Below are 10,677 nucleotides of genomic sequence, written 5' to 3'. Positions count from 1 at the left end.
GAACGGAACGATCCCCGCACCCAGCGACGGGCGCACGCCCCGGGCGCGCTGCGCCTCGCGCACCTCGGCGCCCAGGCGGGCGAGCACCGGGATCGTCGTGATCGTCGCCGCGAGCAAGAGCGCCGCGCGCTCGGCATCCATCCCGATCCGGCACAGCGGACCGAGTCCGCGCTCGAGAGCGTCGAGCATGTCGTCCACGCGCGTGGTGAGCGGTAGCAGGGCCGCGATCAGCAGGGCGGCGACGACCCGCGCCGTGTTGGCGAGCGCGGGTTCGGGTCCCACAAAGACCAGCTGCCCGATCGCGGTGATCACCGCGATCCAGCGCAGGCCCCAGACCTGTCGCCCGAGCTCGCGCGCGCCGACGCCCGAGACGACGTACGCCAAGACAACAACGCCCGCGCACACCCCCGCCACCCATCCCGCCGTCGGCAGCGAGGCGAGACCGACCGCCGCAACCGCGAGCAGGAGCATCTTCGGGCCGGCCGGCATCCGGTGCAGAACTCCCCGGCCCGGCCGGTAGAGGCTCAGCACACGAGCGCCCTCTCGTATTCGTCGACGACAGCGGATGCCGCCCCCGCGGCGCGGACGCCCCCGTCGGTGAACAGCACGGCGGCGTCGCAGCACCGCGCGAGCGTCAGGTCGTGGGTCACGAGGATCAGCGCGTGCCCGGCGTCGGCGAGCAAGTGGTCGGCGACGCGACGCGCGTTGCGGGCGTCGAGGAAGGCGGTGGGCTCATCGGCCACGACGAGATCCGGGTCGCGCACGAACGCGCCGCACAGCGCCAGAAGCTGCTTCTGCCCGCCCGAGAGGTCGTGCGCGGACCGCTCGGCGAGCTCCGCGAGGCCGAAGCGCTCCAGGGCGCGCGCCACCCGCTCGGCGCGCTCCGCCCGGGGCAGGCGCTCGGCGCGCAGCGAGAAACCCACGTCGTCGGCGATGACCGGCATCACGATCTGCGCGTCGGGGTTGCTCAGCACGAGGGCGACACGACGGCGGTGCTCGGCGGCATCCCGCTCGGGGTCGAGCCCCCGTACCCGCACGTCGCCGGTGTCGCGCCGGACGAGACCGGCGAGCACCCGGGCGAACGTCGACTTGCCCGAACCGTTGTCCCCGACGATCGCGATCGTGCGCGCCTCGAGATCGACGGTCACGGCGCGCAGCACGTCGCGGCCGTCGAGCCGCACGCCGAGGTCGCGGCAGTGCAGGATCACGCGGGTACGGGTTGCTCGACCGGAGCGACCCGCCACTGCCGGCGGAAGCCCCGCGGATACGACCGCACCAGCAGCGTCACCACGATCGTCGCGATCGCTGCCTTGAGCAGGTCGCCCGGGATGAAGACCAGGCTCGTCAGCGCGGTCTCGCCGAGAGGCAGTCGGGTCACGAGGCTCTGGACCGGGATGCCGAGGGCGTAGATCGCCACGACACCCCCGGCGACCATCGCGATCGCGGTGCGCCACCACACCGGGCGACGGTTCCCGGCGTGCACGATGAGCCCGACGACGATCGCGCCGAGGATCCAGCCGAGCGCGTAGCCCGCGGTCGGACCGAGGAACACCCCGAACCCCCCGCGGCCACCGGCCAGCAGGGGCAATCCGATCGCGACCAGGGCGAGCACGACCGTCACCGACAGCGCGCCCAGCCACGGACCGAGCACCGCGCCGGCGAGCATCACGCCGAGGGTCTGAGCCGTGATCGGAACGCCCCCGAAGACGGGGAAGCTGCCGGGCAGCCCGAGCACGGCGATGAGCGCGGCGAAGACGGCCACGCGCGCGAGGTCGGTGGCATCCGGGGTGCGGAGTGGGGCGGAAGAAGTCATGTCGTTCCTTACCTGAACAGCGTTCACCTGAACGGTGTTCACTATACTCAGGAGCGTGACTCCTCCCGGACGCGGTCGCGGCCACTCGGCCGACGACGTCGCGCGCACCGCGCTGCGGATCCTCGACGACGACGGACTCGCCGATCTGACGATGCGTCGCCTCGCCGCCCGCCTGGACGTCCAGCCGAGCGCGCTCTACTGGCACTTCCCCAACAAACAGTCGCTGTTGGCCGAGCTCTCCGAACGCATCGTGGGGCGAGCGGCATCCCTGCTGCGCGGTTCCGGCGTCGCCGCCGAGGCACGCGCGCTGCGCGACGCCTTGCTCGCCTACCGGGACGGCGCCGAGGTCGTGTCGAGCACCCTCGCGCTCGGTCTCGGGACGTCGGCCGCGCACGATCGCCTCGCCGCCGCCGTCGCCGCCGAGGGCTTCGGCCCCCGCACATCGGCGCGCGCGGCCACGACACTGCTGCACTTCGTCCTGGGCCACGTCTGGCACGAGCAGCAGCGTCTGCAGTACGACAGCGTCGGCGTCGTCGCCCCGGGCGCGACGCCCGTCCCCGACGCCGACTTCGCCTTCGGTGTCGACCTCATCCACCGCGGCCTGCACGCGTCCGCGTCGCGCCCGGCGTAGGCCGCGGCATCCTGCGCCATTTCACGTGGTCTGGGCGGGTCGCGGCCCGCGCATGAGACGGCACGGCAGCGACGGCCGGAGGGGCGGGACGGCGGCCGTTGAAACAGCGACGGAGGCCGCGATCCAGCGCACACGATCCGGCCGAGAGCACACGTTCGGGAGGACCGCAGCGTGTGCGTTCGACCGGATCACGTGATCTCGACGCCCGCCGGGCTCGGGCGGGCGCCGCGGCGGCGCGGGCAGACCCGCGTCAGCGCTGCTTGACGTCGCCGAACAGCCGCGCGATCGGGATGAGCACCGACGGGCGTGCGGCGATCCACGCCGCAGCCATCGCCAGCAGGGATGCCGCGAACAACACCAGTCCGGTCGGGTCGGCGGCGAAGGCGTCGGGGTCGACCGATCCGCGGGCCGCGTACATGTGGTTGAGGTTGCGCAGCGCGCCGGTGGCGAGGACGAGGAAGACGTGCACCGCGATGAACGCCACGAAGAAGAGCATGACCGGGAAGTGGATGCGACGCGCCCATTCCGCGGGGAAGAGACGGTTCAGGCGCTCGGCGTCCCGCGGCCACAGCACCGACAGCCGCACCCCCGTGATGATCGCGAGCGGTGCCGCGACGAAGGTGATCGCGAAGTACGACAGCTGCTGGAGGCTGTTGTAGTTCACCCACCCGTTCTCGGTCGGCCAGTCGAGCGAGACGTACTGCAGCGCCGCCGACAGCGCGTTCGGGAAGACCTCCCACGAGGTCGGCACGATGCGCATCCACTGGCCGGTGACGAACAGCAGCACGACGAACACCGCGCCGTTGGCCATCCACAGCACGTCGATCGCGTGGTGGAACCACAGCGCGAGGCTGATCCGGCGCTTCTTGTTGCCCCGCGGCGACCAGAAGGCGTTCGGCCGCTTCTCGCGCCGGAACTGCAGCCCCGAGCGTATGACCAGCAACAGGAACAGGCCGTTGAGGAAGTGCTGCCACCCGAGCCACGCGGGAATCCCCACGGGCGCGCCAGCCGGGAGGTCGTAGGCGCCGGGGTACATCTCGAGGAATCCGCGGACCGGCCCGAGCGAGACGAGCACCCGAGCCATCAGCACGAGCAGCCCCGCCAGGACGAGCGCCGCCGCCCCGAGGATCAGCGCCGAGCCCACCCACTGACCGAGCGTGAGATCACCGAACCGGCGCGGCTCGACGCGGGACGACCCGCTCTGCGGGATGCGGGGTGTGGGGGCCATCTGCTTTTCGGGGCCGAAGCGGAGATCTGGACTCCCGACGATACCGAAACCCGCCGCACCCCCGGGCGCGTGCGACGCCTCTCGACCGCCGATCCCAGCACGCCCGCGGTACCGTGGGGCGGGAGGAGAACGGATGCCGAGACGCCTACCGGTCGACCCGATCGCCGAAGCCAAGCGCCAATGGCTCGCGCACGGCTGGGACGACGCCGCCGACGGCATGACCGTCGTGACCTCGGTCATTCGGGCGCACCAGTTGCTCATGGCATCCATCGAGCGCGCTCTGAGACCGCTGGATCTGACGTTCTCACGCTTCGAGATGCTGCGGCTGCTCGCCTTCACGCGCGAGGGCCGGATGCCGATGGCCAGCGCCATCGCGCGGCTCCAGGTGCACCCGACGAGCGTGACGAACACCGTCGAACGTCTCGCTCGCGACGGGCTCGTGACACGCGAAGCGCACCCCACCGACGGGCGTGCCGCCCTGCTCGTGCTGACGGATGCCGGCCGCCGACGCGTCGACGCGGCCACGGACGCCCTGAACGCGGTGTTCCGCGACCCGGGGCTCGCGCCCGAGGACGCGACCGAGCTGGTGCGGATCATCGCCCGATTCCGCAAGAACGCGGGTGACTTCGCCGACCCTGCGCCGACGCCCGACCCGCTCTGACCGCCGCAGGCCGCTCAGCGGTGCGAGAAGTTCGGCGTCCGCTTCTCGCGGAACGCGGCCATGCCCTCTTTCTGGTCGGCGGTGTCGAAGAGCGAGGCGAACGCCTGGCGCTCGAAGCGCACGCCCTCGGCGAGCGTCGACTCCAGCGCGACGTCGAGCGCCGCTTTCGCCGCGTACAGGGCCGGCAGGGGTTTCTCGGCGATCGTGCGGGCGACGGTCTCGGCCTCGTCGAGCAGGTCGGCGGCCGGGACGATGCGCGAGACCAGGCCCGCGCGCTCGGCCTCGACCGCGTCGATCATGCGGCCGGTGAGCACCATCTCGGCGGCCTTGTAGTACCCCAGGGCGCGGACGAGCCGCTGCGTCCCGCCCATGCCGGGGATGACGCCGAGCTGGATCTCGGGCTGACCGAACTTCGCACCGTCGGAGGCGAGGATGATGTCGCACATCAGTGCGAGTTCGCAGCCGCCGCCCAGCGCATAGCCCGACACGGCGGCGATCACGGGCGTCCGCACGGCGGCGAAACGGCTCCACGCTCCGAAGTGGTCGGTCAGGGTCATCTCGAGCCCCGACTTGCCCTCCATCTCTTTGATGTCGGCGCCGGCCGCGAAGGCCTTCTCGGACCCGGTGACGACGATCGCCCCGACGTCGGGTGCGTCGTCGAACGCCGTCGCCGCTGCGACCACCTCGGTCATCGACCGCGTGTTCAGCGCGTTGAGCGCCTCGGGCCGGTCGAGGGTGATCCACCCCACCCGCCCGCGCTGCTCGACCCGGATCGTCTCGTACGCGGTACCGCGCTGATCGCTCATGTCACTCCCAGGGGGGTCAGAGGTGAAGGTTCCCTCGCATCGTCGCATGCTCCCCCGACATCACCGAGGGTTCCGCGTCACGCCGCGAGGACGCTCCGTCCGATGATGAGCCGCATGATCTCGTTGGTTCCCTCGAGGATCTGGTGCACGCGCAGGTCGCGGACGACCTTCTCGATGCCGTAGTCCTGCAGGTAGCCGTACCCGCCGTGGAGCTGCAACGCCTCGTTGGCAACGCGGAAACCGACGTCGGTCGCGAACCGCTTCGCCATGGCGCACCGGGTCGCGGCATCCGGAGTCTTCGCGTCCAGGGCCGCGGCGGCGTCGCGCACGAGCAGGCGCGCGGCCTCGAGTTCGGTGGCCATGTCGGCGACGGCGAAGACGACGGACTGCTTCTCGGCCAGGGCCTCACCGAACGTGAAGCGCTCGTGCACGTACGCGACCGCGCGTTCCAGGGCCCACCGCGCCCCGCCGAGCGAGCACGCGGCGATGTTCAAGCGACCGCCGTTGAGCGCGGACATCGCGATTCCGAAACCGCGCCCCTCGCCGCCGAGCAGATTCTCGGCCGGGACCCGCACCTCATCGAGCACGACCTGCCGCGTGGGCTGGGCGTTCCAGCCCATCTTCTTCTCGTTCGGCCCGAACGACAGCCCCTCGGCATCCGCGGGCACGAGGAACGCGCTGACCCCGCGCGCGCCCGGTTCGCCGGTCCGCGCCATGACGACATAGACGGATGCCTCGCCGGCACCGGAGATGAACTGCTTCACGCCCGTGAGCACGTAACCGTCGCCGTGCCGAATGGCCGACGTGGTGATCGCCGCGGCATCCGAGCCCGCCCCCGGCTCCGTGAGGCAATACGCCCCGAGTTGCTCCATCGAGATCAGGCCCGGGAGCCACCGCTCGCGCTGCGCGTCGTCGCCGTACGCGTCGATCATCCACGCGACCATGTTGTGGATCGTCAGGTACGCGGTCACCGTGGGGTCGCCCGCGGCGAGCTCCTCGAAGATCTCGACCGCGAAGCGGCGGGGGAAGCCCGCGCCGCCGGACTCCTCGCGCACGCAGACGCCGCCGAGTCCCAGTTCACCGGCGCGGCGCAGCACGTCGCGCGGGAAGTGCTTCGTGGCATCCCATTCGAGCGCGTGCGGGGACAGCTCGGTCGCGGCGAACTCGCGGACGGCGCCGAGGATGGCGGCGCGGTCGTCGGCGGTCAGGGCGTCGAGCACGGGGGCGGGGGTGGCGTCCATGCGGCTCTCCATTCGGCGACGTCGTCGTCGCGAGGGAGATTTTAGTTGGGCTTCCTTGTAAATTCTAGGATGCCAAAGAATTACCCGGTCGCGACGCCGAACAATGCTCCGACGCCGTACGTCGCGCCGAGCGCGAGCGCCCCGCCGATCACCGTGCGCAGGATCGCCCGACCGCGGCGCGCCCCGCCGATCCAGGCGGCGAGGTACCCCGTCAGGGCGAGGGCGAGGAGCACCGCGACGAACGTCAGCGGCACGCGCACCTCGACCGGCGCGAGCAGGATCGTCAGCATCGGCAGGATCGCACCGATCGTGAACGCCACCGCCGACGCGATCGCCGCCGCCCAGGGGCTCACCACGTCGTCGGCGTCGATGTTCAGTTCGACCGACAGGTGCGCCTTGAGGGCATCGGATGCCGTGAGCTCGGTCGCCACGCGCGTCGCGGTGTCGGAGGTCAGACCGCGCGCCTCGTACAGACCGACGAGCTCGGCGAACTCGGCATCCGGGTCCTCCGCGAGCTCGCGGCGCTCCTTCTGGATGAGCGCGTGCTCGCTGTCGCGCTGGCTCGAGACCGACACGTATTCGCCCAGGGCCATCGAGATCGCCCCGCCGACGAGGGCAGCGAGACCGGCGACGAAGACGGGGGCGATCTCGCTCGTAGCCCCCGCGACACCGACGACGACCGCCGCCGTCGAGACGATGCCGTCGTTGGCGCCGAGCACTCCGGCGCGCAACCAGTTCAGGCGTTGCGCGAGTCCCTGCCGGTGGGGTTCATCGGGGTGCGCGCCCGCGAGCGAATCGGTCATGCGGTCAGGCTAGTCCTCCCGGGCGACGCGCCCGCGCACGATGAACCATGGGGTGATCTTCGCGGGGACGCCGCACCGCGCATTCGCAGGCCGTTCACCCGAGCGTCACCGCAAGTCGGCACAGTGGGGGCGATCGACGCCCCCGTGTCGGTTCTGTCATCCCCGCCCGACACCCCCGAGGACACGCATGCCTTCGACCTTCCTGCGCCGTGCCGCCGCGTTCACCGCGACGACCGCGGCGGTGTGCGCGCTCGCTCTTTCGAGCGCGACAGCGGCTTCGGCCGCCATCGTCCCCCAGCCGATCTCGAACAGCGCGTCCGGCGCCGCGATCGGCCTGACCCCGGTCGGCTCCTACGACACCAACGTCTACAAGGAGTCCGCCGCCGAGATCGTGCAGGCCTACCGCGACCGCCTCTTCGTCGTGAACGCGCAGGCCGGCACCGTGACGGTGCTCGACAACAGCGACCCGACCAAGCCGGTGAAGCTGTTCGACATCGCATCGACCGGCGTGGCCAACTCCGTCGCCGTCCGCGACGACGGTCTCGGCGTCGTCGCCTTCGAGGCCGAGGACAAGACCGCCGCCGGTCACCTCATGTTCTTCGACGCCAACAAGGACGACGCCGCGAGCGCGAAGCTCGGCGAGGTCACCGTCGGCGCTCTGCCCGACATGGTCACGTTCTCCAAGGACGGCAGCTACGCCGTCGTCGCCAACGAGGGCGAGCCGGCGGAGAACTTCTCCAGCGACCCCGAGGGTTCGGTCAGCGTCGTGACGCTGTCGTCCTCCCTCGTTGCTCCGGCGCAGAGCGCGGTGAAGACCGCCGGCTTCCGCGCCTTCGAGCAGGGCGGCACCAAGACACTCGACCCGAAGGTCCGCGTCTTCGGCCCCGACGTCGCCGCGCCCGATCAGGGCACGACGCCGCTGTCTGCCAACCGCGTCTCGCGCAACCTCGAGCCCGAGTACATCACCGTTGACGGAACCGTCGCCTACGTCACGCTGCAGGAGGCCAACGCCGTCGCGACGGTCGACCTCGCAAAGGCCGAGGTGACCGGCATCCTGCCCCTCGGCTACAAGGACTGGGGCGCGAGCGCTCTGGACACCAGCGACAAGGACGGCGGGATCGACATCCGCTCGGTCGCGGGCCTGAAGGGCCTGTACATGCCGGACGGGATCGCGTCCTACTCGGCGACCGTCGGCGGCAAGGCCACGACGTACCTCGTCACGGCCAACGAAGGCGACGGCCGCGAGTGGGGCGACTTCACCGACGAGGCCCGCATCAAGGACTTCGGCAAGAAGGACCTCGCCGCGATCTGCGAGACCTCCCCGCTCGCCGGCCGCGCGGCCGACTCCGATCTCGGACGCCTCAAGGTCGTCACCGACCTCGGCAAGACGTCCGACGGCTGCTACAGCGAGCTGTACGCCTACGGCGCCCGCTCGTTCTCGATCTGGGACACCAAGGGCACTCTCGTCTTCGACTCGGGCGACCAGTTCGAGCAGAAGCTGAAGGAGGTCGCTCCCGAGCTGTTCAACGTCTCGAACGACAACAACACCGTCGACGACCGCAGCGACGACAAGGGCCCCGAGCCCGAGAACGTCACGATCGGCGTGGTCGACGGCCGCACGTACGCCTTCATCGGGCTCGAGCGCGCGGGCGGCGTGATGGTCTACGACGTCACCGACCCGAAGAACCCGGCGTACGTCACGTACGTCAACAACCGCAACGCCTCCGCCGACGTCAAGACGGCCGCGGCCGGAGACCTCGGTCCCGAGGGCATCGCGTTCGTCTCGGCGCTGCGTTCGCCCACCGGCATCCCGCTGCTGATCACCGGCAACGAGGTCTCGGGTTCGACCACCGTCTTCGAGGTGCGCCCGACGCAGCCGAAGACCCCCGACCTGCAGATCCTGACGATCAACGACTTCCACGGCCGCCTGCTGCAGGAGTCCGGTGGCGTCGCGGGTGCCGGCGTTCTCGCCGGCGCGGTCGAGAAGTACCGCCAGCAGAACCCGAACACGCTGTTCGTCTCGGCCGGTGACAACATCGGCGCGAGCGCGTTCGAGTCGTTCATCGACCAGGACACCCCGACGATCAAGGCCCTGAAGGCCGCGACGCTCGATGTCAGCGTCGTGGGCAACCACGAGTTCGACCGCGGCTTCGCCGACCTGACCACGCGCGTCATCCGCGAGTACGAGGGCGACCCCGACGCCGATCAGTTCAGCGACTTCGCACTCGGCGCCAACGTCTACAAGAAGGGCACGAAGACCCCCGCCCTGAAGCCGTACACGATCAAAGAGGTCGACGGCACGAAGGTGGCCTTCGTCGGCACCGTGACGCGCCAGACCGCCGGCATGGTCGACCCGTCGAAGATCACCGAGATCGAGTTCGGCGACCAGGTCGAGGCGGCGAACCGCGAGGCGAAGAACGCTCGCGACGCCGGTGCCGACGTCGTGATCCTCCTCGCTCACGAGGGCTCGGAGGGCACCGACTGCACCACCATCGCCACCGAGTCCGGCGACTTCGGCGACCTCGTGCGCGGCGCGTCCGCCGACGTGGATGCCATCGTCTCGGCGCACACGCACCAGAAGTACTCGTGCACGATCGGCGGACGCTCCGTCATCCAGACCGGTCAGTACGGCACGAACCTCGGCACTCTCGACGTGGACCTCGACGAGGCCGGCAAGCTCGTCTCGATCACGCCCGGCGTGCGCCCCCTGCTCGACACCACGGTCACGCAGTACATCGCCTACCCGCAGACGGACACCGCGAAGATCGTGACGGATGCCAAGGCGACGGCCGATGTGAAGGGCCAGGTCCAGGTGGGCACGATCACCGCCGACGTCACGCGTGCCAAGAACGGCTCGGGCGGCGAGGACCGCGGCGCCTACTCCGCGCTCGGCAACACCGTCGCGGACGTGTACCTGTGGGCCGCGAGCGAGAACCCCTCGTTCAACGGGCAGGACGCGCAGATCGCGTTCATGAACCCCGGCGGACTGCGCGCCGACCTCCTCTACGGAACCGACAACGGCTCCGTCTCGTACCGCGAGGCGGCGAACGTGCAGCCATTCGGCAACACGCTCGTGACGCTCTCGCTCACCGGAGCGCAGCTGAAGTCGGTTCTCGAAGAGCAGTGGCAGCCCGATACCGCGTCGCGCCCGGTGCTCGCACTCGGCGTGTCGAAGGGCTTCACCTTCGAGTACGACCCGACGGCGGCGAAGGGTTCGCGCATCGGCTCCATCGCGCTGAACGGTACGCCGATCAACCCGACCGCGTCGTATCGCATCGTGACCAACTCGTTCCTTGCGGCGGGCGGCGACAACTTCTTCACCTTCGCGCAGGGCACGGGGAAGGCCGACTCCGGCCAGATCGACCTGCAGGCTACGGCGGACTTCTTCGCCGCCAAGGGCACGGTCGCGCCGTCGCCCCTGGGTCGCGCCTACCTGAAGGGGACGCAGCCGGTCGACGAGGGCACGACGCCCACGCCGACGCCCACCCCCACGC

General features: G+C 70.7%; 10 protein-coding genes. 3 read left to right on the top strand and 7 right to left on the bottom strand.

What is annotated here, in order from left to right:
* The 3 genes from FE256_RS16180 to FE256_RS16170 form a co-directional block, all read right to left on the bottom strand.
* Positions 1–531: CbiQ family ECF transporter T component (locus tag FE256_RS16180; protein WP_138177712.1), on the bottom strand; the 531-nt coding region annotated here is incomplete at its 3' end.
* Positions 525–1,208 (bottom strand): energy-coupling factor ABC transporter ATP-binding protein, encoded by a 684-nt coding sequence (locus tag FE256_RS16175; protein ID WP_171024385.1) that lies wholly within the window; start codon positions 1,206–1,208, stop codon positions 525–527. The genes FE256_RS16180 and FE256_RS16175, both read right to left, overlap by 7 nt.
* The gene (locus FE256_RS16170; RefSeq protein WP_138177708.1) at positions 1,205–1,813 is read right to left on the bottom strand and encodes a biotin transporter BioY; all 609 of its coding nucleotides are present in this window, start codon (positions 1,811–1,813) and stop codon (positions 1,205–1,207) included. Before FE256_RS16170 ends, FE256_RS16175 begins: the two co-directional genes overlap by 4 nt.
* Before the next feature lie 55 nt (positions 1,814–1,868).
* Here FE256_RS16170 and FE256_RS16165 point away from each other — a divergent pair, with 55 nt between their 5' ends.
* Positions 1,869–2,444 carry a TetR family transcriptional regulator gene (locus FE256_RS16165; RefSeq protein WP_138177706.1) on the top strand — a complete coding sequence of 192 codons (576 nt, stop codon included), beginning with the start codon at positions 1,869–1,871 and terminating at the stop codon, positions 2,442–2,444.
* 250 nt (positions 2,445–2,694) lie between these two features.
* On the opposite strand, the gene FE256_RS16160 is transcribed toward FE256_RS16165, so the two are convergent.
* Positions 2,695–3,672, bottom strand: coding sequence for a cytochrome b/b6 domain-containing protein (locus tag FE256_RS16160; RefSeq protein WP_212743539.1), 978 nt, complete (start codon positions 3,670–3,672; stop codon positions 2,695–2,697).
* A 133-nt stretch (positions 3,673–3,805) separates the two neighbouring features.
* Between FE256_RS16160 and FE256_RS16155 the strand changes: the two genes are divergently transcribed.
* On the top strand, positions 3,806–4,333 hold the full coding sequence (locus FE256_RS16155) for a MarR family winged helix-turn-helix transcriptional regulator (protein WP_138177704.1): 528 nt from the start codon (positions 3,806–3,808) through the stop codon (positions 4,331–4,333).
* A gap of 14 nt (positions 4,334–4,347) precedes the next feature.
* On the opposite strand, the gene FE256_RS16150 is transcribed toward FE256_RS16155, so the two are convergent.
* From FE256_RS16150 to FE256_RS16140, 3 genes are all read right to left on the bottom strand, one after another.
* On the bottom strand, positions 4,348–5,139 hold the full coding sequence (locus FE256_RS16150) for an enoyl-CoA hydratase-related protein (RefSeq protein ID WP_138177702.1): 792 nt from the start codon (positions 5,137–5,139) through the stop codon (positions 4,348–4,350).
* 77 nt (positions 5,140–5,216) lie between these two features.
* Positions 5,217–6,380 carry an acyl-CoA dehydrogenase family protein gene (locus FE256_RS16145; RefSeq protein ID WP_138177700.1) on the bottom strand — a complete coding sequence of 388 codons (1,164 nt, stop codon included), beginning with the start codon at positions 6,378–6,380 and terminating at the stop codon, positions 5,217–5,219.
* Positions 6,381–6,460: 80 nt separating this feature from the next.
* Entirely contained in the window at positions 6,461–7,183 is a 723-nt protein-coding gene (locus tag FE256_RS16140; RefSeq protein ID WP_138177698.1) for a VIT1/CCC1 transporter family protein, read from the bottom strand.
* A 187-nt stretch (positions 7,184–7,370) separates the two neighbouring features.
* Here FE256_RS16140 and FE256_RS16135 point away from each other — a divergent pair.
* Positions 7,371–10,677: choice-of-anchor I family protein (locus FE256_RS16135; RefSeq protein WP_171024383.1), on the top strand; the 3,307-nt coding region annotated here is incomplete at its 3' end.

The sequence above is a fragment of the Microbacterium sp. 5K110 genome (genome assembly GCF_005774735.1).
In the GTDB taxonomy this organism is placed as follows: domain Bacteria; phylum Actinomycetota; class Actinomycetes; order Actinomycetales; family Microbacteriaceae; genus Microbacterium.
Note: the sequence above shows the minus strand (reverse complement) of the source record. Positions and strands in the feature narration are given on the sequence as shown.